This window comes from Streptosporangium sp. G12, assembly GCF_052983175.1.
Window position 1 is genome coordinate 59,988 of sequence record NZ_JBRIQO010000004.1, and the last position, 22,559, is coordinate 82,546.

The 22,559-nt window shown below is 70.6% G+C and carries 22 protein-coding genes; 12 read left to right on the top strand and 10 right to left on the bottom strand.

The window, feature by feature from the left end; all coding sequences use genetic code 11:
- Nucleotides 1-117 precede the first annotated feature (117 nt).
- The 8 genes from ACVCAG_RS07305 to ACVCAG_RS07340 form a co-directional block, all read right to left on the bottom strand.
- Nucleotides 118-1,590, bottom strand: coding sequence for an ATP-binding protein (locus ACVCAG_RS07305; protein ID WP_440082943.1), 1,473 nt, complete (start codon nucleotides 1,588-1,590; stop codon nucleotides 118-120).
- Nucleotides 1,587-3,266, bottom strand: a complete 1,680-nt coding sequence (locus ACVCAG_RS07310) for an FAD-dependent oxidoreductase (RefSeq protein ID WP_440082944.1) — start codon at nucleotides 3,264-3,266, stop codon at nucleotides 1,587-1,589. Before ACVCAG_RS07310 ends, ACVCAG_RS07305 begins: the two co-directional genes overlap by 4 nt.
- 85 nt (nucleotides 3,267-3,351) lie before the next feature.
- Nucleotides 3,352-4,278 (bottom strand): helix-turn-helix domain-containing protein, encoded by a 927-nt coding sequence (locus ACVCAG_RS07315; RefSeq protein WP_440082945.1) that lies wholly within the window; start codon nucleotides 4,276-4,278, stop codon nucleotides 3,352-3,354.
- Nucleotides 4,279-4,632: 354 nt separating this feature from the next.
- A complete protein-coding gene (locus ACVCAG_RS07320; protein WP_440082946.1) occupies nucleotides 4,633-5,223 on the bottom strand; it encodes a TetR/AcrR family transcriptional regulator C-terminal ligand-binding domain-containing protein in 591 nt (196 codons plus the stop codon).
- A 244-nt stretch (nucleotides 5,224-5,467) separates the two neighbouring features.
- Complete coding sequence (glnII, locus tag ACVCAG_RS07325) at nucleotides 5,468-6,481, bottom strand: glutamine synthetase (RefSeq protein WP_440082947.1); 1,014 nt, start codon at nucleotides 6,479-6,481, stop codon at nucleotides 5,468-5,470.
- A gap of 281 nt (nucleotides 6,482-6,762) precedes the next feature.
- Nucleotides 6,763-7,398 (bottom strand): MerR family transcriptional regulator, encoded by a 636-nt coding sequence (locus ACVCAG_RS07330; protein ID WP_440082948.1) that lies wholly within the window; start codon nucleotides 7,396-7,398, stop codon nucleotides 6,763-6,765.
- 114 nt (nucleotides 7,399-7,512) lie between these two features.
- Entirely contained in the window at nucleotides 7,513-8,106 is a 594-nt protein-coding gene (locus ACVCAG_RS07335) for an HAD-IA family hydrolase (protein ID WP_440082949.1), read from the bottom strand.
- A gap of 175 nt (nucleotides 8,107-8,281) precedes the next feature.
- Entirely contained in the window at nucleotides 8,282-8,650 is a 369-nt protein-coding gene (locus ACVCAG_RS07340; RefSeq protein ID WP_440082950.1) for a hypothetical protein, read from the bottom strand.
- A 199-nt stretch (nucleotides 8,651-8,849) separates the two neighbouring features.
- Between ACVCAG_RS07340 and ACVCAG_RS07345 the strand changes: the two genes are divergently transcribed.
- The 7 genes from ACVCAG_RS07345 (at nucleotide 8,850) to ACVCAG_RS07375 (ending at nucleotide 15,111) form a co-directional block, all read left to right on the top strand.
- Nucleotides 8,850-9,725 (top strand): SIS domain-containing protein, encoded by an 876-nt coding sequence (locus ACVCAG_RS07345; RefSeq protein ID WP_440082951.1) that lies wholly within the window; start codon nucleotides 8,850-8,852, stop codon nucleotides 9,723-9,725.
- A 2-nt stretch (nucleotides 9,726-9,727) separates the two neighbouring features.
- Complete coding sequence (locus ACVCAG_RS07350) at nucleotides 9,728-10,486, top strand: sugar isomerase domain-containing protein (protein ID WP_440082952.1); 759 nt, start codon at nucleotides 9,728-9,730, stop codon at nucleotides 10,484-10,486.
- Between the two features lie 39 nt (nucleotides 10,487-10,525).
- Complete coding sequence (ngcE, locus tag ACVCAG_RS07355; protein ID WP_447189607.1) at nucleotides 10,526-11,938, top strand: N-acetylglucosamine/diacetylchitobiose ABC transporter substrate-binding protein; 1,413 nt, start codon at nucleotides 10,526-10,528, stop codon at nucleotides 11,936-11,938.
- 163 nt (nucleotides 11,939-12,101) lie between these two features.
- Nucleotides 12,102-13,004 carry a carbohydrate ABC transporter permease gene (locus ACVCAG_RS07360; RefSeq protein WP_362677752.1) on the top strand — a complete coding sequence of 301 codons (903 nt, stop codon included), beginning with the start codon at nucleotides 12,102-12,104 and terminating at the stop codon, nucleotides 13,002-13,004.
- A complete protein-coding gene (locus tag ACVCAG_RS07365) occupies nucleotides 13,004-13,915 on the top strand; it encodes an ABC transporter permease subunit (RefSeq protein ID WP_440082955.1) in 912 nt (303 codons plus the stop codon). Before ACVCAG_RS07360 ends, ACVCAG_RS07365 begins: the two co-directional genes overlap by 1 nt.
- A gap of 136 nt (nucleotides 13,916-14,051) precedes the next feature.
- Nucleotides 14,052-14,627, top strand: a complete 576-nt coding sequence (locus ACVCAG_RS07370; protein ID WP_440082956.1) for a hypothetical protein — start codon at nucleotides 14,052-14,054, stop codon at nucleotides 14,625-14,627.
- A 13-nt stretch (nucleotides 14,628-14,640) separates the two neighbouring features.
- Nucleotides 14,641-15,111, top strand: a complete 471-nt coding sequence (locus tag ACVCAG_RS07375) for a hypothetical protein (protein ID WP_440082957.1) — start codon at nucleotides 14,641-14,643, stop codon at nucleotides 15,109-15,111.
- Nucleotides 15,112-15,230: 119 nt separating this feature from the next.
- Here the strand turns inward: ACVCAG_RS07375 and ACVCAG_RS07380 are convergent, their stop codons facing one another.
- A complete protein-coding gene (locus tag ACVCAG_RS07380; protein WP_440082958.1) occupies nucleotides 15,231-15,914 on the bottom strand; it encodes a DNA alkylation repair protein in 684 nt (227 codons plus the stop codon).
- A gap of 82 nt (nucleotides 15,915-15,996) precedes the next feature.
- A complete protein-coding gene (locus ACVCAG_RS07385) occupies nucleotides 15,997-16,686 on the bottom strand; it encodes a TetR family transcriptional regulator (protein ID WP_440071073.1) in 690 nt (229 codons plus the stop codon).
- 340 nt (nucleotides 16,687-17,026) lie between these two features.
- Here ACVCAG_RS07385 and ACVCAG_RS07390 point away from each other — a divergent pair, with 340 nt between their 5' ends.
- The 5 genes from ACVCAG_RS07390 to ACVCAG_RS07410 all read left to right on the top strand — a co-directional run bounded on the left by ACVCAG_RS07390 (nucleotide 17,027) and on the right by ACVCAG_RS07410 (nucleotide 22,506).
- The gene (locus ACVCAG_RS07390; RefSeq protein WP_440082959.1) at nucleotides 17,027-18,550 is read left to right on the top strand and encodes a glycoside hydrolase family 3 N-terminal domain-containing protein; all 1,524 of its coding nucleotides are present in this window, start codon (nucleotides 17,027-17,029) and stop codon (nucleotides 18,548-18,550) included.
- A 66-nt stretch (nucleotides 18,551-18,616) separates the two neighbouring features.
- On the top strand, nucleotides 18,617-19,318 hold the full coding sequence (locus ACVCAG_RS07395) for a pentapeptide repeat-containing protein (RefSeq protein WP_440082960.1): 702 nt from the start codon (nucleotides 18,617-18,619) through the stop codon (nucleotides 19,316-19,318).
- Nucleotides 19,319-19,424: 106 nt separating this feature from the next.
- On the top strand, nucleotides 19,425-20,330 hold the full coding sequence (locus tag ACVCAG_RS07400) for an SDR family oxidoreductase (protein ID WP_440082961.1): 906 nt from the start codon (nucleotides 19,425-19,427) through the stop codon (nucleotides 20,328-20,330).
- A 125-nt stretch (nucleotides 20,331-20,455) separates the two neighbouring features.
- Nucleotides 20,456-21,247, top strand: coding sequence for a metalloregulator ArsR/SmtB family transcription factor (locus ACVCAG_RS07405; RefSeq protein ID WP_440082962.1), 792 nt, complete (start codon nucleotides 20,456-20,458; stop codon nucleotides 21,245-21,247).
- 245 nt (nucleotides 21,248-21,492) lie between these two features.
- Nucleotides 21,493-22,506 (top strand): nitronate monooxygenase, encoded by a 1,014-nt coding sequence (locus tag ACVCAG_RS07410; RefSeq protein WP_440082963.1) that lies wholly within the window; start codon nucleotides 21,493-21,495, stop codon nucleotides 22,504-22,506.
- The last annotated feature ends 53 nt before the right edge of the window (nucleotides 22,507-22,559 follow it).

Genomic DNA, 22,559 nt, shown 5'->3' on the forward strand with positions numbered 1-22,559 from the left:
GCTCCTGAACGTGCGCGGCTCCCGCGACGGCCAGGGCCCCCGGGCGTCCACGGCGCCCGGACGGCGTGGGCGTCATGGCACCTCCCGCCGCCGGGCGGGAGGTGCCGCCGGGCGGTCTCAGGTGGAGGAGTCGGCCGTCTCGGTGAGGGGGAGACGCACCTGGAAGCGGGTGTCGCCGGGCTCCGACTCCACGCGCAGGTCGCCTCCGTGGCGGCCGGCGACGATGCGGAAGGAGATGTCCAGGCCGAGACCCGTGCCCTCGCCGACCGCCTTCGTGGTGAAGAACGGCTCGAAGATCCGCTCGCGCAGGGCCTCGGGGACGCCGGGGCCGGTGTCGCAGATCTCGATCAGCGCGATCGTGTCGTGTTCGAGCCGGGTGCGGACGGTCAGGACGCCGGTGCCGGCCATCGCGTCCAGCGCGTTGTGGATCAGGTTGGTCCACACCTGGTTGAGCTCCCCGGCGTAGGCGGGGATGGGCGGCAGCTCGGGGTCGTAGTCGGTGGCGATGGTGATCCCCGGCGGGATCTTGCCGCGGAACATGGTGAGGGTGCTGTCCAGCAGCTCCCGCACGTCCACCGTCTGGTACGGCGCCCGGTCCATCTGGGAGTACTGCTTGGCGGAGGCGATCAGGGAGGAGATCCGCTCGGTCGCGTCGGTCACCTCGTTCAGCATCTGGGTGATCTCGACGGCCTCCGACAGCCAGTGCATCGCCCCGTCCAGGTAGCGCTCGCCCAGCGCCTCGCGGATCTTGTCCATCTTGGCGATCTTGAACCCGGCCGCCACCAGCGGCGGAGCGATCTCCCAGGCGTCCTCCACCCCCGCCTCCTCCAGGGCGTCGGCCAGCTCGTCCTCGGCGTCGGAGATCTCCAGCGGGGAGCGGGGCGACGGCTCGGAGATGCTGGCGGCGCACGCCTCCTGCAGGTCGATCAGGGCGCGCAGCCGCTGGGGCTCGATGCCGTCCTCGGCCAGCGCGGCCAGCCTCCTGCGCGTGCTCTTCACCTTCTCCCGCAGGTCGTCCACGGCCCGTACGGCCGCCGCGGCCGGGTTGTTGAGCTCGTGGGTGAGCCCGGCGGTGATCGTGCCGAGCGCGGTCAGCCGCTGCCGCCGGTCGATGAACTCCCGCTGGGCCATCCCGCCCAGCCGGGCCCCGTCCAGAAGGTGCACCGCCATCGGGAACCACTCGGCCATGATCATGCCGTACTTCCTGGCCGGAAGCATGAACATGCGCGTCGGCTTGGTGGCGCGCAGCGTGTGGCCGTAGGTGGCCGGGGCGCGGTCGCCCAGGTAGGCCAGGACCGCGCCGCCGTAGACGCCGGGTTGCGAGTTCGGGGTCATCGTGACCGGCCCGGCGGTGGTCTCGGTGATCATCACCACCTCGCCGTCGATGAGCACGGCGAAGCAGTCGGCCGGATCACCCTGCTTGACGATCGCCTCGCCCGCGTCGTACTCCTCCTCGTCGCCGTACCTCGCGAGCCACCGGAGCTTGTCGTCGTCGAGCTTCTCGAAGAGGAACAGCCCGCGGAGCACGTCGATGTCGATCATGTTCCCTCTCTCGTGGGCGCCGGGAGGGACCTGGTCCGGGGCGGTCATGTCTTCTCCAGGTAGCGGTGGACGAGGGCCACGGCCATCGCGCCCTCGCCGACCGCCGAGGCGACCCGCTTGATCGAGTCCGCCCGGACGTCGCCGGCGGCGAACACCCCCGGCACGTTCGTCTCCAGGTGGTACGGCTCCCGCCGGAGCGGCCAGTTGCGCGGCCTGCTCTCGTCGGCGGTCAGGTCGGGGCCGGTGAGGACGAAGCCTCTCGCGTCGCGCTCGATGGTGTCGCCGAGCCAGTCGGTGATCGGCTGGGCGCCGATGAAGACGAACAGCCACTCGGCCTCGACGGTGCGCTCGCCCTCGGGGCCCTTCAGCGTGATCCGCTCCATGTGGCCCTCGCCCTCGGCGCCGACCACCTCGGTCTCGGTGTGCACCTCGATGTTCGGGATCCGCGAGATCTGCTCGATCAGGTAGTGCGACATGGTCCGCTCCAGCCCCTCACCCCTGACGATCAGGTGGACCTTGCTGGCGTACCCCGACAGGTAGACCGCGCCCTGGCCGGCCGAGTTGGCGGCGCCGACGATGTAGACCTCGCAGTTCGCGCACTCGGGCGCCTCGGTCAGGGCCGCGCCGTAGTAGCAGCCGGAGCCGATGAAGTCCTCCAGGCCGGGGGCGTTCAGCCGCCGGTAGGAGACGCCGGTGGCCAGGATGACGGTGTGCGCGGCGATCGAGCCGCCGTCGGCGAAGCCGACCACCCGGGCCCGGCCCTTGACCTCCAGGCTGGTGACCGTGCGGGCGGTGAGCATCTCGGCGCCGAACTTCGCGGCCTGGCGTCGCGCCCGGTCGGCGAGCTGGGCGCCGGAGACGCCGTCGGGGAAGCCCAGGTAGTTCTCGATCCTGGAGCTCTGCCCCGCCTGCCCGCCCGAGGCGTGCTGCTCGACCATCACGGTGCGCAGCCCCTCGGAGGCGCCGTAGACCGCGGCGCCCAGCCCGCCGGGGCCGCCCCCGATCACGATCAGGTCGTAGAAGTCGGTGGCCGGGGCGGTGGACAGCCCCACGGCCTGGGCCAGTTCGGAAAGGCTCGGCGCGACGAGCTTCGTACCGTCGCCGGTGATGACCAGCGGCAGCCTGGCCGGGCTGACGGCCGCCTTCTCCCCCGCCGCCTTCTCCTGGGCCGCCGCGAGCAGCTCGGCGCCCTCCGGGGAGTCGGCCAGCATCCAGCGGTAGGGCACCTGGTTGCGCGACAGGAAGTCCCTGACCTCGTACGACGGGGCCGACCAGCGGGCGCCCACCACCCGCAGCTCGTCGGACTCGCGCCGGTCCGTCCGCTGCCAGGCGTCGAGCTGGGCGTCCAGCACCGGGTAGAACTTCTCCTCCGGCGGGTCCCAGGGCTTGAGCATGTAGTGGTCGAGGTCGACCACGTTGATCGCCTGGATCGCGGCCTCGGTGTCGGCGTAGGCGGTCAGCAGCACGCGGCGCGCGTAGGGATACAGGTCCATGGCCTGCTCCAGGAACTCCACGCCGTTCATCTGGGGCATCCGGTAGTCGGCGAGGATCGCCGCCACGTCGTCGCCCCGCAGCCGCAGCTCGCGGACGCTGGCCATGCCGTCGGCCGCTGTGTCGGCCCGGACGACGCGGTAGGAGTGGCCGTAGCGTCGCCGCAGGTCCCGGGCGACGGAACGGGACACGCCGGGATCGTCGTCGACCGTCATGATGACCGGTTTTTCCATGTCCTGCCTTCCCCCGATATAGAGACATCCGATATGGAGACAATCTCTCCAAAGGATGTCACATCCGTGTTAAACCCAACGTTCGTCAAGAGTGGTCGTGGGGGGCGAGGTGCCCAGGTGACGGGGGAGAACCGTAGGGACGGTGACCGGGTACCCCGGCGGCGCGCAGCAGGGCGGCCGGGCGCTCGCGGTCCGCGAGGAAGCGTCTGAGGTCGGGGTCGGTGGACCAGATCCCGCGCATGGTCTCGTGCCCGACCCGGTCGGCGACGATCTGCAGGGCGATGTCCTGCCTGACGTACTCGACCGCCATCGCGACGACGGCCGGATCCTCGGTGTAGACGCCCCACGCGGTGCCCCCGGCGAAGCCGCCGATCAGGGCCTCCCGCCGGTCACCCGCGACGACCAGCAGCCGGTGGTCCGGGTTCTCCTTCGCGGTCCCCTCGCCCTCGGGGACGGCGCCGGGGGAGGGGAAGCGGTGCTCGTACAGGTTGCCGACCGGTTCCCGTGCCGCCCCGAAGTGCATCACCGAGGTCTCGACGCCGCGCTCGACCGCCCGCCTGATCAACGAGGAGAGGAGTCCCATCTCCTCGGGCCAGATCGACAGGAACAGGTCGCCCCGTGCCCCGGCCACCACGTCCTCGGCCCGGGCGAGCAGCGCCCCGGCGTCCTTGAGGTTGTGGATCAGGTAGGCCTTGGGCGGCGCCACGATCACGGGCAGCGAGACCTCCAGCGACTCGATCGAGTCGGTGAACTCCCTGCGCATGCGCTCCAGCAGGGATCGCGGCGGCAGCGGCAGGTAGTCGGTGGCGTCGTCGGAGCCGCGCAACTCGTAGGCGGCCCCTTTGGCCACCAGCTTGCCGAGCGTCTCATAGACGGTGCTGCGCGGCACGCCTGAACGCTTGGCGACCTCGTAGCCGTTGAGGGGCTGTCCGGCGCCGACCAGGGTGACGTACGCCTTGGCCTCGTAGCCCGACATGCCCAAGCGCTGTAATTGCTCCACTACGTCCCGCATCGCAGTTATGGTACGGCGCGAGGTACCCGTTTAGCGCTGTCCTAAAGCACCTGTTTTGTAGGATTTTCGTGACGTTAGCTCGTTCCGACCCGTGGAACTGGGGTAACGGAACGGGTAAGCGCTCTCTGGGGAAACATTTTACTTTTCTCCGGTCCGGCGGATTCATCGTGCGTGCTCAGACGCCCGGTGACGATCACGCGCCGGAGCCGGTCCCGGTCCGGCACCCGCCCGGACCGGCGAGGGCCCCGGCGGGGCGCGCCGGGCGGCCGGAGCCCGTCCCGCGCGGATGGCGCGCCCGGTAATTTCGGTCCGGTCCGCGCTCCCGGTCGGCTCCCGGCCGGCTCCCGACCGCCGCTATCCCGCCCTCAGGGCCCTGAGGGCGAACTCCACGACCGTGTCGGCGTACTCGTGGGTGAGGGGGGCGGTACGCAGCATCCAGCGGTGGTAGATCGGCCCGTACAGCAACTCGACGGCCACGCTCAGATCCGCGTCCTCGGCCACCTGGCCCGCCCGCCGGGCGGCGCGCAGCCGCTCCCTCGTCGCCTCCAGATGCGGCCCCATGATCCGCTCGATGATCTCGGTGTTGATCCCGGGGTCGTTCAGCGCCTCGATGGTCATCGCCCGGCTCATCGTGTCGAGCCTGGGGTCGTTGTACTCGTCGACGATGGCCCGCAGCACGACGCGCAGGTCGGCGCCGAGGTCGCCGGTGTCGGGCAGCGCGAAGTGCCCCTTCTCGTCCCCGGTCACGGCGAGAACGGCGTCGACGAAAACGGCGCCCTTGGACGGCCACCAGCGGTAGATCGTCTGCTTGCCCACCCCCGCGCGGGCGGCGATCGCCTCCACCGTCAGCTTGGCGTATCCGGACTCGGCGACCAGGTCGAAGGCGGCGCTCAGGATGGCCTGGCGCGACTGCTCGCTGCGACGGGCCGGGTTCGGTGTTTTCACGTGCCCGAATGTATCATCCAGCGAGTCGGAACGTCTCGTCTTGCCTTCCTTCGTCTTTCTCGCCTTCGCCGTGCCCGGCCGTCTCGCTCGGTGGCCTCGCCGGCCGATCCGGCCTCGGGGGATCCGGACACCGGCGACCACGAGCCCGGGTTCCGGTCCCAGCGGGGAGAGCGAAGGCGGAATGCCGAAGGCCGCGGCCGCCCCCGGCAGGGCGTCCGCGGCCTTCGGAGTCCGTCGGTCGGGATCAGACCTGGTCGGCCTTCTCCAGAGCGGAGCAGCAGGTGCTCACGATGAGGCGGGTGACGAGGTAGGGGTCGACGTTGGCGTTCGGACGCCGGTCCTCGATGTAACCCTTCTTCTCCACCTCGACCTGCCACGGGATGCGGACCGAGGCGCCGCGGTCGGAGACGCCGTAGCTGAACTCGTTCCAGGGGGCGGTCTCGTGGAGGCCGGTGAGACGGTCCTCGATGCCGGAGCCGTAGTGCTTGACGTGCTCCAGGGCGTTCGCGGCGAGGGCCTCGCAGGCGGTGACGATCGGGTCGTAGCCCTCGCGCATCGCCTTGGTGGAGAAGTTGGTGTGCGCGCCCGCGCCGTTCCAGTCGCCCTTCACCGGCTTGGCGTCCAGGGTGGCGCCGACGTTGAAGTCCTCCGCGGTGCGGTAGAGCAGCCAGCGGGCGATCCACATGTGGTCGGAGACCTCGACGGGACCGGCCGGGCCGATCTGGAACTCCCACTGGCCCGGCATGACCTCGGCGTTGATGCCGGAGATGGCCAGCCCGGCCTCGATGCAGTAGTCGAGGTGCTTCTCGACGATCTCGCGGCCGAAGACCTCGTCGGCGCCGACGCCGCAGTAGTAGCCGCCCTGCGGGGCCGGGAAGCCGCCGATCGGGAAGCCGAGCGGGCGGCCCTCCTTGAAGAAGGTGTACTCCTGCTCGATGCCGAACCAGGACTCCTGGTCGGCGTACTTCTCGGCGACCTCGACGAGGGCGGCGCGGGTGTTGCTGGAGTGCGGGGTCATGTCGATGTTGAGCACCTCGCACAGCACCAGCACGCTGTCGCCGCCGCGAATCGGGTCCGGGCAGGTGAACACCGGCTTGAGCACGCGGTCCGAGGAGGAGCCGTCGGCCTGGTTCGTGCTGGACCCGTCGAAGCCCCAGATCGGGAGCTCCGCGCCGTCCGCCATCACCTTGGTCTTGGAACGAAGCTTGGCGGTCGGCTCGGTGCCGTCGATCCAGATGTATTCAGCCTTGAAGGTCATCGGCGGAGTCCTTGGGATGGAGGGATCTGCTGCTCCCAAAGATTCGCAAGTCGCGATTTCGCATCTGTTGCCCGTGTGTGAACAGGGTGTTACCCAGCCCTATATGAGCTGGCAGTGGCCGTGTTGGAAATCCGCACACCCGTGTTTCAGGGCTGTGAGCTGCCGTTTCGCGGGACGGTTGGAACGATGGAGACATGCGTCACAGGGGAGACCGATTATTGCTCTAGGGCGCTTGAATCCCCTTTGTCTTATATGAGGTAGGAAGTACCGAAGACTATGGCTCAGGAAGTGCCGAAGACGCGGGCCGAGACCGACTCGTGGGCGAGTCTCCGCATGATGTCGAGCACCCTGCCGTGCACGACGGTGCCCAGGACCATGGCCTCGACCGCGGCCTCGCGGGAGCCGCCGAGCGGGATGGTGCCGATCTCGTGTTCGGTCACGAGCCGCAGGGCGGCGTCGGCGTAGGGCCGCAGGGCCTCGCCGTCGGCGGGCATGCCGAGCCGGCCGAGGGTGAGGACGGCCTGGGCCAGCTCGTCGCGGGCCGGGGCGCCGGGATCCACCTGCCAGCCGAGATCGTCGATCATGGCGTCGGCCTCGGCGCGGGCGCGCGCCCACTCCTCGCCGGACGCGTGCGGCTCGACCGCCGGGGCGATGGCGTAATGCGCGGTGCCGAGCACGCGGTGCAGGTTCAGGCTCGTGTCGTCGACGGCGGCCGTCACCTTGGCGATGGAGGCGATGGACAGCCGTCCCACCTCCAGCAGTGCCCGGATCAGCCGCAGCCTGCGCAGGTGGTCCTCGCCGTAGCTCGCTCTGGTGGCCGAGATCTGCTCCCCGGCGGGAAGCATGCCCTCGCGCAGGTAGTACTTGATCGTCGGGATGGGCACGCCCGATGCGGCGCTGAGCTCGGATATCCGCATCATTGGATAGTACAGGTAGCCAACGTGGGGCCGTCCCCCGGCCGCGCCACGACGCCGCCGGAGGCGTACCCGGTGGAGCGGGGAGAACGTTCCAGCGGGGCGAGGGAGGGCCTTCTAGCGGAGCGAGGGGCGCACGTCGATGACGGTCATCCCGGCGGCGAGGGCGGAGGCCACTCCCTCGTCGGTGTCCTCGTAGGCGACGCAGGCGTGCGGGGCGACGCCGAGGCGGCGTGCCGCGAGGAGGTAGACGTCGGGGGCCGGCTTGCCGTAGCGGACGTCGTCCCTGGTGACCACGGTGTCGAAGAGGGGGCGCAGGCCGGTGACGCGCAGGGTCTCCTCCACGGCCTGGCGGGCGCCTCCCGAGGCCACGGCCATCGGCACCCGCCCCCGGTGCGCCTCCGCGACCGCGCTGACCGTCTGGTGCGGGGTGACCGTGTGGATCAGCCACTGGTAGGCGTCCAGTGCCGCCGCGCGCACCGCCTGGTAGTCGAGTTCGGCTCCGGTCTCGGTCTCCAGCTCGGCCAGCAGGCGGTCGGCGGACAGGCCGGTGCGGGCCTGGTACCAGGCGGGGTCGAGGTCCACCTGCCATCCGGCCAGCGCGGTCCGCCAGGCGCTCTCGTTGGCGGCGGCGGTGTCGACGAGGGTCCCGTCGCAGTCGAAGACCAGGGCGGCGTACGGCGTGGAGGGCTGGAGTCGCTGATGGAGCATGGTGGCCTAACGCGTGAAAGTGGATCTCCCTCCACTTTACCGCGCACGTAAGCGATCAATCGCTCGCCTGGGGGATGGTCGCGTCACCGTGATCGGGTGAGACCACGACGGCGGGCGCGGGGGCGCGAGGGCCTGCCGGGGAATCCGCCGGGGAACCGGCCGGGTGGGGAAAGGTCTAGCTGATATCGCCCCAGCCGTCGTGCCGGGCCCTGGCCAGCTCGGCCTCCATCTCCTCCAGCTCCTGCATGAACCCCTGGAACCCCCTCGGGCCCAGACGGCGCCAGACGAGCAGCTGCAAGGACCGGGTCTCCTCGTCGAGGGGCGGCTCCTGGCGGAGCGGCGCCAGCAGCTCCTGGGCCTGGCGGTCCGCCGCCTGGAGCTCCTCGACGGTGAAGCGGACGCCGTGCTCGCGCTCCAGCAGCCGGATGTGCGGGTCGTTGCGCAGTCTCTGGTCCCTGGCGCGCCTGGCGCGCCGGGCGGCCAGCTCGTCGTGGACGTGCGCGTTGGAAACCTGGTGCGGCGTGTCGGCCGGACGTGGAGTCATCGTGGGGTTCGCCTCCGTCGGGCGGCTCCTTTTCTGGAACCTCTGTTAGAAACGACGCTCGACAGGCGCCGAAGGTTGGCGGAATTTTTCCCCGAAGCCTCGGCGCCGTGGGCGTTGTGCCCCCAACCGTGCCCTCGACGGCCTTGACGCGAGCTTGACTTGAGAATAATTTTCACCCAGATGACTTCCGATGAAAGGAATGCTTGTGGCCGCAGGCGCGCTCGGACGCATACAGACCGAGACGCCCGCGCTGCCCGAGGCACTGCGCCGGGTGGGGGAGGCGATCCTGGCCGACCCCGCCGAGGCGGCACGCTCCACGATCATCACGCTGGCCGAGCGGAGCGGCAGCTCGCCCGCCACGGTGACCCGCTTCTGCCGGGTGTTCGGCTTCGCCGGGTACGCCGGGCTGCGGGTCGCGCTGGCCACCGAGAACGGGCGCGCCGCGCAGGCCAACTGGGACGCGGGGGTGGGCCACGAGATCGGCCCCACCGATCCGCTCGACGCGGCGATCGGCGTGATGGCCGCCGCCGACTCCCGGCTCATCCAGGAGACGGCGGCCCAGCTGGACGCGGGCACCGTCGCCAAGGTCGCCGAGGCCATCGTCGCGGCCCGCCGCGTCCTCATCTTCGGGGTCTCCACCAGCGGGGCGGTGGCCCTGATGATGGGCGGGCGGCTGCGCCGGATCCGGGTCCCCTGCTGGAGCCACGCCGACGCGCACGAGGCGCTCGCCGACGCCGCGCTGCTCGGCGAGGGCGACGTCGCGATCGGCATCTCCCACCAGGGCCGGACCCGCGAGGTGCTGGAGTCCCTCGGCGAGGCCGGCGACCGGGGCGCGCTGACCGTCGCGGTCACCTCCTTCGCCCGCTCCCCGCTGGCCGAGCTGTCCGACCTGGTGCTGACCACCGCCAGCCGCGAGACCACCTTCCGGCTGGGCGGCCTGGCCGCCGTCCACTCCCAGCTCTTCGTCCTCGACACCGTCTACGTCGCGGTCGCGCAGCGCACCTACGAGCAGACGAACGAGGCCTTCGAATTGACGATCCGGGCTCTGGAGAGCCATCGCGTGGAGAGGAGCTGACCGTGGAGATCGGGGCTTCCGAGTACGTTCACGAGATCAAGGCCCTGGTGGACGAGGTGTCCAGGACCCAGACGGCCGCGGTGGGGGACGCGGCGGCGCTGATCGTCAAGTCCCTGCACGGCGGCGGCGTGATCCAGGCGTTCGGCTCGGGCCACTCCGAGGCGATCGCGATGGAGATCGCCGGGCGCGCGGGCGGCCTGGTGCCCAGCAACCGCCTGGCCCTGCGCGACGTCGTCCTGTACGGGGACGCCCCGGTCGGCATCCTCCTCGGAGCGGCCGGCGAGCTGGAGCGCGACCCCTCGGTCGCCCGGCGGATCTACGACCTGGCCCCCGTCGAGCCGCGCGACGTGTTCGTGCTGATCTCCAGTTCCGGGGTGAACGGGTCGGTGGTCGAGCTGGCCTCGATCGTCAAGGAGCACGGGCACGACCTGATCGCCCTGACGTCGGTGCAGCACAGCACCGCGATGACCTCCCGCCACCCCTCGGGCCGCAAGCTGCTCGACCTCGCCGACGTGGTGCTCGACAACCGCGCCCCGTACGGCGACGCGGTCCTCCCGCTCCAGGACGGCGGCACGTTCGGGGCGGTGTCCACGATCACCTCGGCGCTGCTGGCCCAGATGGTCGTGGCCGAGGTGGTGCGCGGCCTGACCGAGGCGGGCCTGACCCCGCCGATCTACCGTTCCGCCAACGTGACCGGCGGCGACGAGCACAACCGCGCTCTCGAGAACCGCTACGCCGGAAGGATCCGGCGAGGTGCCTGACCACCGCCTTCCACTCCCAGGCCACTTCCAGGAGGAAGCATGACCCAGCTATCCAGGCGCGAGCTCCTGCGCAGCGCGGCCCTGGCCGGCCTCACCCTGCCGGTCATGTCCGCGTGCGCCACCCCCGCGGGCAACGGCGGTGGCGCCGCCTCCTCGGCGCCCGTCGTCGGGGCCACCAGCGCGGCCAACCCGCTCGGCTTCGCCGAGGACAAACCCCTGGAGGTCTGGATCTTCGACGGCGGTTTCGGCGACGCCTACGCCACGGACGTCCACGAGCCGCTGCTCAAGGCCAAGCACCCCAAGCTGGAGATCAAGCACAACGCCACCAAGGAGGTCGCCAAGACCCTCCAGCCGCGCTTCGCCGGCGGCAACCCGCCGGAGTTCGTCAACAACTCCGGCGCCAACGCGATGGACTTCGGAGCCCTGGTCCAGGACGGCCAGCTCGCCGACCTCACGCCGCTGTACGACGCGCCGAGCTGGGACGACCCCGCCGTCAAGGTGCGCGACACGATCGACCCGAACGCGATCGAGCTGGGCAGCTACGACGGCAAGCCGTACGTCCTCAACTACGCCAACACCGTCTGGGGCGTCTGGTACTCGCAGAAGCTCTTCGAAGCCGAGGGCTGGCAGGTCCCCAAGACCTGGGCCGACTTCCTGGCGCTGTGCGAGACCATCAAGAAGTCGGGCAAGATGGCGCCCTTCACCTACGCGGGCAAGCACCCGTTCTACATCTACGAGGCCATCCTCACGCTCGCCGCGAAGATCGGCGGCAAGGACGTGCTGAAGAACATCGACAACCTCCAGGACGGCGCCTGGAAGGCCGAGCCGGTCAGGCAGGCCGCGGAGGCCTTCGTCGAGATCGGGTCGAAGTACCTGTTGCAGGGCACCGCGGGGCTCGACCACGTGCAGACCCAGACGGCGCACAACAAGGGCCAGGTCGCGATGCTGCCCTGCGGCTCCTGGCTGGAGAACGAGCAGAAGGACTCCGCCCCGGCCGACTTCGGCTACGCGATGTTCGCGCTCCCCGACTTCGGCTCCTCCGACGCCCTCCCGTACGGCACCCTGCACGCCCAGCCGGGCGAGGAGTACGTCGTCCCGGCGAAGTCGGCCAACCCCCGCGCGGGCCTGGAGTACATGCGCGCCATGCTCTCCAAGGAGGGCGCGGGCAAGTTCATGGAGCTGGTCTCCACGCTCACGGTCGTCAAGGGCGCCGGCGAGGGCCGCACGCTCAAGCCCGGCCTGAAGAGCGCCTCGGCCGCGCTGGAGGCGGCGGGCGACAACGCCGTCTGGTTCCTGTTCCGCAAGTGGTACGTCGAGATGCACGACGAGGTGGCCGCCGCGACCGGGCAGCTCATGGCAGGCAAGCTCACCGTCGACCAGTGGGCGGAGCGCGCGCAGCGCAAGGCCGACGCCCTCAAGAAGGACTCCTCGGTGAAGAAGTTCAGCCGGTGACGACGGCACGAGGCGGCGGGCCGTCCGGGGGACGGCCGGCCGGCCACCGGGCACGGCGGGACGGGACGGCGAGCCGTCCCGGGAAGGACGACCAGGTCATGAACCATGGGGGAACGGCGCAGGCAGGCGGCGGCGAGCCACCGAGGGGAACGGCAGGCCGGCGATGAACCACGGCAGGACACGGTTCGTCACGGGATTCCTCGCGATCCCGGTGGCGCTCTACCTGATCTATGTGATCGCGCCCTACGCGCAGGCCTTCTACATCGCGTTCACCGACTGGCGCGGGGTGAACGCGAGCCCGCGCCTCGTGGGCCTGGAGAACTTCCAGCGGCTGCTGGCCGACAACGTGTTCTGGCAGGCGGTCAGGCACAACCTCGTCCTGCTGGTCCTGATGCCGATCCTCACGCTGGGAATCGCGCTCTTCTTCGCCTTCCTCCTCAACGCGGGCGGGCGGGGCGGCACCGGGGGCATCTGGGGGTCGAAGTTCTACCGCGTGGTGTTCTTCTTCCCCCAGGTGCTCGCCGTCGCCGTGGTCGCCGTCCTGTTCCAGCAGGTCTTCAGGCCCGACCGCAGCGGCATGCTCAACGCGCCGCTCATCGCCCTGGGGTTCGAGCCGATCGGCTTCCTGTCCAGCACCGACGTCGCGTTCTGGTCGATCCTCGCCGTACTGGTCTGGCAGGCGGTCGGCTTCTACGTCGTGCTCTTCTCGGCGGGCATCGCCTCCATCCCGCGCGACCTGTTCGAGGCGGCGGCGATCGACGGCGCCGGGGGACCGCAGCTGTTCCTGCGGGTCACGCTGCCGCTGCTGTGGGACACCATCCAGGTCGGCTGGGTCTACCTCGGCATCGCCGCGCTGGACGTCTTCGCCATCGTGTGGGTGATGACGGCCGAGCACGGCGGCCCGGACCACTCCACGACCGTGATGGCGGCGGAGATCTACCGCACCGCCTTCCAGTACTTCAAGTTCGGCTACGCCTCCGCGATGGGCGTGGTGCTGTTCTTCTTCACCATCGGGTTCGCGGCGCTGGCCCTGCGCCTGTCGCGGCGTGAGCGGATCGAGTTCTAGTGGCGGACGTCGTGATTCCCCGGAGCAGGGCCCTGGCCCGCGAGGAGCGCAGGAGGCGCCTGGGACCCCTGTCGGCCCTGACGCACGTCGCGCTGCTGGTCTGGACGGTCCTGGTGGTCGTGCCGATCGTGTGGACGTTCCTCGCGTCGGTCAAGAGCGAGGACGAGATCTTCGGCGACGCCTGGTCGCTGCCGGCCTCCCTGCGCCTCGACAACTGGGCCCGCGCCTGGGAGCAGGCGCACATCGGCCAGTACATGATCAACAGCATCGTCGTGGTGGCCTTCGGCACCTTCGGCACGATGCTGTTCGGCTCGATGGCCGCGTACGTGCTGGCCCGCTACCGGTTCCGGGGCAACCGGACGATCTACCTGCTGTTCGTCTCCGGCCTGGCCTTCCCGGTCTACCTGGCGCTGACCCCGCTGTTCTTCGTCGTGCAGAACATGGGGACGGTCCCGGTGATCGGCCCGTACATCGGGCTGAACACGCACGGCGGGCTGGTGCTGGTCTACATCGCGTACTCGCTGCCCTTCACCGTCTTCTTCCTCGCGGCCTTCTTCAGGACGCTGCCGGGGGCGGTGGCCGAGGCGGCCTTCGTGGACGGGGCCTCGCACGCCCGGGTGTTCTTCCAGATCATGCTGCCGATGGCGAAGCCGGGCATCGTCAGCGTGACCATCTTCAACGTGCTCGGCCAGTGGAACCAGTACCAGCTGCCCCTGGTGCTGCTCAACTCCGACCGGGACAAGTGGGTGCTCACCCAGGGCATCGCCGACATCTCCACGGCCGCGGGCTACGACGCCGACTGGTCGGCCCTGTTCGCCGCGCTGAGTATGGCCATCCTGCCGATGCTGATCGTCTACACGCTCTTCCAGAGCCAGATCCAGAAGGGTCTCACCGCGGGCGCGCTCAAGTAGTGGCCGCCGTCCCGGTCCTGATCGCCCCCACCGGCATCGGGCACGCCGCCGCGCTCTCTCCCGCCGGGGCCCTGTCCGCGACACCCTGGATCGGCGTCGTTGACGCTCTCGAATAACGAGAGTTATCGTCAGCTATATGAGAGCGTTGGCTCCCGAGCTCATGCCCATCTTCCGGTCACGACTCCAGGCACGCCTTCTGGCCCACCTGTTCCTGGCCGCCGACGAGGAGTTCACGATCACCGACCTGGCCGGTTTGCTCGGTTCTCCTCTTCCCACCGTCCAGCGCGAGGTTCATCGCCTCGTGCGCGCCGGTCTCCTCGGGGAGCGCAAGATAGGCAGGGCGCGGCTTGTCAGGGCCAACACCGAGACCGCCGCCTCGCGGCCACTGGCGCAACTGCTGGCCGTCACCTTCGGTCCTCCCGCGATCCTCTCCGAGGAGTTCGCGTCGGTGTCCGGGATCGAAAGGCTCGTCATCTTCGGCTCCTGGGCCGCGCGCTATCACGGCCGGCCCGGCCCCCAGCCCAACGACGTGGACCTCCTGGTCATCGGCTCGCCATCCCGGGGGGACGTCTACGACGCGGCGGAGCGAGCCGAGCGCCGTCTGGGTATTTCCGTGAATCCGGTGTTACGGAGCGTATCCGCGTGGGAGTCTGGCGGCGAAGGCCTGCTCCGCGAGATCGCGAGCGGGCCGACGGTCGTGGTGGAGGTCTAGAGGGAGATCGGCAGTGCAGTGGACCATCGGCGAAGCCGCGATCCGCAAGCTTCTCGACAATCGTGAGCTCCAAAGCGTTCCTCTGGCCGATCACATGGCCGAGTCGATGCTCGAATCGGCGCGAAATCATCTCGAATCGGTGGAGCTGATCCGTGACACCGACCCCGACGGCGCGTACGCCCTCTGCTACGACGCCGCGCGGAAGGCTTCCGCCGCGCTCCTGCAGGCCCAGGGGCTGCGTGCCACGTCCGCCGGTGGTCACATCGCCCTCAGAGAAGCCGTCACGGCTCAGTTCGGGCAGACGAGGGAAGGCGCCCCTCTCCGCCGGCTCGACCACATGCGGCGCAGAAGAAACGTCCTCGAATACTCCGGCCAGCCCAGTGAGGCGGTCACCGGCGACGAACTCGACGAGGCGACCACATGGACAGCCGAGATCATCGACTTCTGTGAACGCCTTGTGCCGCGACTCGGCCTCTTCCCGTAGAAGCCGCTTCGCGGACAATGATCACCGGGATCATCGTTCGCCGCAGGACCGGCATGTCCGGGTCCGGAAGGGGCGGAGCACGGTCTTTCTGGGGAGATGACGCCGACGCGGCACCCGGGTCATCGGTTCGGGAGGTTCTTCAGGGCCTCGCGGCGGCTCAGGCCGCTGATGCGGGTGTGGTCGACATAGCGGACGACCTCGCCGGGGTTCGTCTTGGCGTACTCGCGCAGAGCCCAGCCGATCGCCTTGCGGGCGAAGAAGTCGTTGTCGGACAGGCTCGGCTCGATGCAGGCGTACAGCAGGCCGGTGTCGGTGGCGGACTTGAAGCGGTTCTGGCTGAGGATGGCCGTGCGGCGCTTCCACAGGTCGCTGCCGCGGGCCCAGCGGAGCATGAGGGGGCGCATGGTGTCGGGGAAGGCCGCGAGCAGGCCGCCGACGCGGTGGACGGCGAGCTCGTCGACGTAGTCCCACCAGGCTCCGGTGACGATCATCTCCTCGTACGCCGGCAGCGCGTCGAGCGTCTGGAAGGCGCGATAGAGGCGGAAGCCGGTCAGCTCGATCGCCGCGTAACGCTCCTCGCGGTATTCGGCCCCGCGCCACAGGGCCAGTGTCGCCTCCCGCCACGCGGACGCCGTGTCGACGGGATAGTCGGCGAAGACCCGCTTCAGCGCGGCGCGGCGGGGAGCGGCCTGCACGCCGAGGAACGGCATCGACGACTTCATGTAGGCCTGCATGACCGGTGCCTTGGCGGGGTCGGCCACGTCGGTGAGCGCCGTTCGCACGGCCTTCTGCAGTATCTCCATGCTCGCCCACCACTTCCCGTTCGCTTCGCGGACGCTTGATTCTCACAGGCCGCGCCGCTCGCCGCGCCGGGTTCCGCGGGCGTCATGCCTTCTGGCTGCTCCGCTCGCCGGTCGCGAGGCCGTCGAACAGGACGGTGATGTAGTGCTCGGCGAGGCCGGTGGTGTTGAGACGGCCTCCCGGGCGGAACCAGCGCACCGCCACCCAGATGGTGTCGCGGATCATGCGGTAGGTGAGCTTGGGGTCGACGTCGGCACGGAACAGGCCGTCGGCCTGGCCGAGCTTGATCTGCTCGACCCACATGCGCTCGACCTCGTCCTCGGCCTTGACCAGGTAGTCGAAACGGTCGCCGGGCAGGGACCTCAGGTAGTTCCAGTCGTTCTGCATGACGGTGATCGCCGCGCGGTGCGGCTCCAGCGTGCTGAACCCGATGCGCACCATCTCTGAGAGGATCGTGCGGGGGTCGCCGCTTCGGTCCAGGGCGGTGCGGTAACGGCCGACGAGGTCGTCGAGGAAGGTCGTCAGCACCTCGTCGACGATCGTCTCCTTGGAGTCGAAGTGGTGGTAGAGGCTTCCGGACAGGATGCCGGCCTCCTCCGCGATCTCCCGGACGGTGGTCGCCTGGAAGCCCTTGCGGGCGAAGAGCTCGGCGGCGAGCTTGACGAGATGGTCGCGGCGCTCCGAGGCGGGGCCGGATGTGGCCGCGCGCCTGGTCCCGCCCTGGCGCCTGACCGGGGTGGTGGTCGCGCCGCCGGAGTTCTTTCGCGTGTTCACGCCCCCATTATGAGCCCTTGCGCAATCGCTTGTTCACCGGAACGCGCCGGCTCACTCCTGTTCCCGGCTCTGGCCGAACGCTTGCCGCGTTCGCCGCGGGGCGGGCGGCGGACGGCTCTCGTTCCCGGCTCCGTACCAGCGGACCTCGAACCCCTCCATCGTCCCGATCCGCAAAATCATGAGCCGAAGGCCTATGGTCAGCCCACTAGCAATTAGGAAACTTTCCTATTAGATTTGCGCAAAGCCGCTGTGGGAGCGCTTTCCCCAGGGGTCCGGTACAACGTGGTGTCTGCGCGTCTTCGGCGGGAAAGCCGACCGGCCGTCAGGCGAGGAGGAGTGAATGAAGCGCGGCCCAGAGCTGCTCCGCCTGGCGGAGACGGTGGTCTTTCCCGGCTTCGAGGGCAAGTCCCCGCCCGACTGGCTCCGACGCCGGCTCGGCGAGGGGCTGGCCGGGGTGGTGCTGTTCTCCAGGAACATCGCCACCCCCTCCCAGGTGGCCGACCTCACGGCCGCGCTCCGGGAGGAGAACCCCCAGGTCCTGGTCGGCATCGACGAGGAGTCGGGCGAGGTCACCCGCCTGGAGGCCGCGGGCGGGAGCACCCGGCCCGGCAACTTCGCCCTCGGCGTGGTCGACGACACCGGCCTCACCGAGGAACTCGCCGCCGACCTCGGTCGCGACCTGGCCCGGGCGGGCGTCAACCTCAACTTCGCCCCCTCGGCCGACGTGAACTCCAACCCCGACAACCCGGTGATCGGCCTGCGCTCCTTCGGCGCGGATCCCGACCTCGTCGCCCGGCACACCACCGCCTGGATCCGGGGCATGCAGTCGGCGGGAGTGGCCGCCTGCGCCAAGCACTTCCCCGGCCACGGCGACACCTCGGTCGACTCCCACCACGGCGTGCCTCTCGTCGCAGCCCTCCCCGGGGAGCTGCGCGACGTGGCGCTGCGGCCCTTTCGCGCGGCCGTCGAGCAGGGGGTGCGCACGGTCATGACCGGGCACCTGCTCGTCTCCGCCCTGGACCCCGCGATGCCCGCCACCCTCAGCCGCCCGGTCCTGCACGACCTGCTCAGGGTCGAGCTGGGATTCGAGGGCGTCATCGTCACCGACGGCATCGAGATGGCCGCCGTCTCCGGCCCGTACGGCATCGGCGGGGCCTCGGTCCTCGCCGTCGCCGCGGGCGCCGACGCGATCTGCGTGGGCGGCGAGCACGCGGGGGAGGAGACCGCGATCGGGATCCGCGACGCGATCGTGGACGCCGTGATGGAGGGCAGGCTCTCCGAGGAACGGCTCGCCGACGCCTCCCGGCGCGTCTGCGAGCTCGCCCTCTGGACCACGACCACCCGCCGGAGCGCGCTCTCGGGCCCCGGCACCTCGGGCCGTCCCGGCACCCCGTCGATCGGCCTGGCCGCCGCCCGGCGGGCGCTGCGGATCACCCGCCGCTCCGCGGCCGCGGTGTTCCCGCCGGCCGCCCCGCCGCACGTCGTCGAGCTCGCCCCCGAGATGAACCTCGCCATCGAGAAGGACACCCCGTGGGGCGTCGGCGAGCCGCTCGGCAAGCTCCTCCCCGGCACCACGGTCACCCGGCTGGCCGCCTCCACGGCCACCGGAGGCGCCATCGAGGCCGTGCTCGCCGTGGCGGCCGAGCGTCCCCTGGTCATCGTCGTCCGCGACGCGCACCGCCATCCCTGGCAGGCCGACGCGCTCCGGCACCTGCTGGCCGCCCGCGCCGACGCCGTCGTGGTCGAGATGGGACTGCCCGGCCGCTCCGACCTCGGCGCCGTCCACATCGCCACCCACGGGGCCTCCCGCGTCTGCGGCCAGGCCGCCGCCGAGCTCCTCGCCGGAGACACGGGCACCGCCTGACCGGGCGGGCCCCGCCCGGAGTACGGCGGCCGGGATTCTGTCGGGGCGAGCTGCTTGAATCGCGGGATGAATGCGGCGCAGTTGCTGGCGGACCAGCGGGAGATTCACGGGGTCGATCTTGCGGGGCTCTCGCTCGGCGATCATCTGACCGGTGACGGGCCCTACGTGTTCAGGGAGTGCGATCTCACCGGCGCGGACCTCGCCGGGGCGTCGCTGGTGGAGGCCTCGTTCGAGAAGTGCGTGCTGGAGGGGGCCGACTTCCGCCGCGCGGACCTGGACGGGGCGCGTTTCTCCGGCGGCGGGGGAGCGGGGCTCAGGTTCGCGAACGCCGAGCTCGTCGACGCGACCTTCACCGACGTCGACCTGTCGGGCGCGCGCTTCGAGCTGGCCCTGCTCACCGACGTCACCTTCACCGGCTGCCGCATGATCGGCGCGGTGCTGTCCGCCTGCCGGGGCACCGGCTACCGGTTCGACGGGGCCAACCTGGCGCTGGCCGACCTCACCGGCTGCTCGTTCCGAGACCTCCACCTGCGGGGCGTTCGCTTCGACGACGCCAACCTGTCGGGCTGCGACTTCACCAAGGCCGTGTTCGAGGACTGCCGCATGATCGGCGCCCGGATCGTCGAGACGGTCTTCACCAAGGCGGACCTGCGCGGCGCCGACCTGGGAGAGGTCGACGACACCCGGCTCCGGTCGCTGCGCGGAGCGGTCGTCAGCCCCACCCAGGCCGCCCTGATCCTCGCCGCCCGCGGCCTCACCGTGAACTGACGGCTCGGGACCCTCCCGGCTTCGCCGTACCGGTTAAAGATCGCATCTAGACATGAAAGATGAACAGCCGGGAAACTCTGCATGATCGCGGCGAAAGGGGCCTGGCATGGGCGGGATCTGTGACGGGCGTGTGGTGATCGTGACCGGCGCCGGGCGCGGCATCGGCAGGGAGCACGCCCTGGAGTTCGCCAGGCAGGGGGCCAGGGTCGTGGTCAACGACCTCGGCACCGGCCGCGAGGGCGACGGGCGTTCCGCGGGGCCGGCCCTGGAGGTGGTCGAGGAGATCCGCGACCTGGGCGGCCGGGCCGTGGCCAACAGCGACGACGTCACCGAGTGGGGTGGCGCGGCCCGCCTGGTCAAGACGGCGCTGAGCGCCTTCGGGCGGCTGGACGTCCTGGTCAACAACGCCGGCTTCGTCCGTGACCGGATGCTGGTCTCGATGACCGAGCAGGATTGGGACGACGTGATCCGGGTCCATCTCAAGGGCCACTTCCTGCCGCTGCGGCACGCGGGCGCCCACTGGCGGGAGCGGTCGGAGGCGGGTGACCCCGTGGACGCCCGGGTGATCAACACCTCCTCCGGGGCGGGGCTGTTCGGCGGCGTCGGCCAGGGCAACCACTCCGCGGCCACGGCGGGCGTCGTGGCACTCAGCCGGGTCGCCGCGGCGGAGCTCGGCCGCTACGGCGTCACGGTGAACGCGATCGTCCCGACCGCCCGCACCCGGATGACCGAAGGGGTCCTCACCACGACGACGGCCGGGCCGGCGGACGGCTTCGACGCCATGCACCCGGCCAACATCGCGCCGCTGGTGACCTGGCTCGGTTCGGCCGGATCCCGGCACGTCACCGGCAGGGTCTTCGAGGTCGAGGGCGGGGCCGTCTCCCTCGCCGACGGCCGGCGGCGCGGTCCCCGTGCCGACCGGGGCGCCCGCTGGGACCCCGCCGACATCGGCGACGCCGTCGCCAAGCTCCTCCTCGACACTCCCGACCCGGAACCGGTTCGCGGAGCTTAGAACCTTTGACACATGGTCCGTCCGTCATGGTCGCGTGGCTTGACAGGCAGCCATATGGCTGCCTAATTTAAAGGCAGCCGAAAGGCTGCATATCGACAAGCGGCAACCTGGGTACGGGGGCGGGCATGGACGAGGTGTTCAAGGCACTGGCCGATCCGAGCCGGCGCGCGCTGCTCGACTCGCTCAACGCCCGCAACGGGCAGACGCTGCGCGAGCTGTGCGCCGGACTCGACATGGCCAGGCAGTCCGTCAGCAAGCACCTCGCGGTGTTGGAGGAGGCCGGGCTCGTCGCCACCGTGCGGCGGGGCCGGGAGAAGCTGCACTACCTCAACGCCGCGCCCGTGCACGAGATCGCCCACCGGTGGATCAGCCGCTACGACCGCGCCAGGGTCCAAGCCCTGGCGGACCTGAAACTCGCCCTGGAGGAGACCCCGATGGACGCGCCGACCTTCGTCTACACCACCTACATCCGCACCACCCCGCAGAAGCTCTGGCAGGCGCTGACCGAGCCCGCCTTCACCCGCCGCTACTGGGCCACGGAGTTCACCACGGACTGGTCCGTCGGCTCGCCGATGACCTGGGACAACCACGGCGTGCTGATCAGCGACCCGGAGCAGGTCGTGCTGGAGGCCGAACCCTACAGCCGGCTCTCCTACACCTGGCACACCATCACCCCGGAGCTCGCCAAGCGCTTCGACTGGGACGAGGAGCTGTTCGACCGGCTGTCCGGCGAGGCCCGCTCGAAGGTCACCTTCACGATCGAGGAGGCCTCGCAGGTCGTGAAACTCACCATCGTGCACGACGGCTTCGAGCCCGGATCGAGCCTGGCCGAGATGGTCAGCCACGGCTGGCCGAACGTGGTGGCGAGCCTGAAGTCGCTGCTGGAGACCGGCGAACCGCTGCCGGACGACGCGTGACCTCCCCGATCGAACCGCCCCACCTGCCACCGACGGCCGCCCGGCCGCCCGGCCGGGCATCGCCGGGCGCCTGACCTGGAGCGAGGTGGCGCCGGGCGGTGGCATAGGCTTCCAGAGCCTGACGGAGACAACGGGGACGACGGGGACACCGCCCGTGGTGTGCCCGGGTGGTGTGGCCGTCGGGTCCCGTTCGCCGTCGCGGCGCCGGTGGCAGGGCCACGAAGGTGCCGGGGGAGGAGATGCCGATGTCCGATCCGGTGCCGTGGCCGTTCAGGCTTCCGGTCGTGCAGGCTCCCATGGCCGGTGGGGCGTCCACGCCCGAACTGGCCGCGGCCGTGTCCGAGGCCGGCGGTCTGGGCTTTCTCGCGGCCGGCTACAAGACGGCCGCGCAGACGCGCCAGGAGATCGAGCGGACGCGCGAGCTCACCTCCCGCCCGTTCGGGGTGAACGTGTTCATGCCCACGGCCGACGACGTCGATCAGGCCGAGATCGACGCCTACGCGCGGGTCATCGAGGGGGAGGCGCTGCGGCTGGGCGCCGATCTGGGGGTTCCGCGTGGAGGCGACGACGATTTCCCGGCCAAGGTCGCGGATCTGCTGGCGGACCCGCCCGCGGTGGTGAGTTTCACGTTCGGCTGTCCGGAGGACGAGCTGATCCGGGCGTTCCGCGACAGGGGGACCACGGTGATGGTCACGGTGACGTCGGCCGCCGAGGCGCGGCTGGCCTCGGCGGCCGACGTTCTGTGCGTCCAGGGGGAGGAGGCGGGTGGCCACCGCGGGTCGTTCACCAACGCGGACGTCGAGGCGATGAGCCTGGAGCGCCTGCTGTCCCGGGTACGGGAGGCGTCACGGCTTCCCCTCGTCGCGGCCGGTGGCGTCACCACGGCCGCCGACGTCTCCCGGGTCCTGTCCGCGGGAGCGGTCGCGGCCGCGGCGGGCACCGCTTTCCTGCTCTGCCCCGAGAGCGGCACCGGCGCGGTCCACCGTGCGGCGCTGACCGATCCCCGCTTCACCCACACCGCCGTCACCAGGGCCTTCACCGGACGTCCGGCGCGCGGCCTGGCCAACCGGTTCATGACGGAGTACTCCACCCGGGCCCCCGCGGCCTATCCGCAGCTCCACCACCTGACGGCGCCGCTGCGGCGCGCCGCGGCGGCCCACGGGGACGCCGAGGCACTGCACCTGTGGGCCGGGACCTCCTGGAGCCGGGCACGGAACGCGCCGGCGGCGGACATCGCCGCGGACCTGTCCGCGATCTGAGAACGGCCTCCGAAATCTCCTGCGGCCTCTTCGCTGACGTACGGCAGGTTCCA

What these genes read in the sequence shown, in the direction of transcription:
- ACVCAG_RS07305 (WP_440082943.1), bottom strand. Translation starts at nt 1,590, where the DNA reads ATGACCGCCCCGGACCAGGTCCCTCCCGGCGCCCACGAGAGAGGGAAC.
- ACVCAG_RS07310 (WP_440082944.1), bottom strand. Translation starts at nt 3,266, where the DNA reads ATGGAAAAACCGGTCATCATGACGGTCGACGACGATCCCGGCGTGTCC.
- ACVCAG_RS07315 (WP_440082945.1), bottom strand. Translation starts at nt 4,278, where the DNA reads ATGCGGGACGTAGTGGAGCAATTACAGCGCTTGGGCATGTCGGGCTAC.
- glnII (WP_440082947.1), bottom strand. Translation starts at nt 6,481, where the DNA reads ATGACCTTCAAGGCTGAATACATCTGGATCGACGGCACCGAGCCGACC.
- ACVCAG_RS07330 (WP_440082948.1), bottom strand. Translation starts at nt 7,398, where the DNA reads ATGCGGATATCCGAGCTCAGCGCCGCATCGGGCGTGCCCATCCCGACG.
- ACVCAG_RS07335 (WP_440082949.1), bottom strand. Translation starts at nt 8,106, where the DNA reads ATGCTCCATCAGCGACTCCAGCCCTCCACGCCGTACGCCGCCCTGGTC.
- ACVCAG_RS07340 (WP_440082950.1), bottom strand. Translation starts at nt 8,650, where the DNA reads ATGACTCCACGTCCGGCCGACACGCCGCACCAGGTTTCCAACGCGCAC.
- ACVCAG_RS07345 (WP_440082951.1), top strand. Translation starts at nt 8,850, where the DNA reads ATGCTTGTGGCCGCAGGCGCGCTCGGACGCATACAGACCGAGACGCCC.
- ngcE (WP_447189607.1), top strand. Translation starts at nt 10,526, where the DNA reads ATGACCCAGCTATCCAGGCGCGAGCTCCTGCGCAGCGCGGCCCTGGCC.
- ACVCAG_RS07360 (WP_362677752.1), top strand. Translation starts at nt 12,102, where the DNA reads ATGAACCACGGCAGGACACGGTTCGTCACGGGATTCCTCGCGATCCCG.
- ACVCAG_RS07370 (WP_440082956.1), top strand. Translation starts at nt 14,052, where the DNA reads ATGAGAGCGTTGGCTCCCGAGCTCATGCCCATCTTCCGGTCACGACTC.
- ACVCAG_RS07380 (WP_440082958.1), bottom strand. Translation starts at nt 15,914, where the DNA reads ATGGAGATACTGCAGAAGGCCGTGCGAACGGCGCTCACCGACGTGGCC.
- ACVCAG_RS07390 (WP_440082959.1), top strand. Translation starts at nt 17,027, where the DNA reads ATGAAGCGCGGCCCAGAGCTGCTCCGCCTGGCGGAGACGGTGGTCTTT.
- ACVCAG_RS07395 (WP_440082960.1), top strand. Translation starts at nt 18,617, where the DNA reads ATGAATGCGGCGCAGTTGCTGGCGGACCAGCGGGAGATTCACGGGGTC.
- ACVCAG_RS07400 (WP_440082961.1), top strand. Translation starts at nt 19,425, where the DNA reads ATGGGCGGGATCTGTGACGGGCGTGTGGTGATCGTGACCGGCGCCGGG.
- ACVCAG_RS07405 (WP_440082962.1), top strand. Translation starts at nt 20,456, where the DNA reads ATGGACGAGGTGTTCAAGGCACTGGCCGATCCGAGCCGGCGCGCGCTG.
- ACVCAG_RS07410 (WP_440082963.1), top strand. Translation starts at nt 21,493, where the DNA reads ATGTCCGATCCGGTGCCGTGGCCGTTCAGGCTTCCGGTCGTGCAGGCT.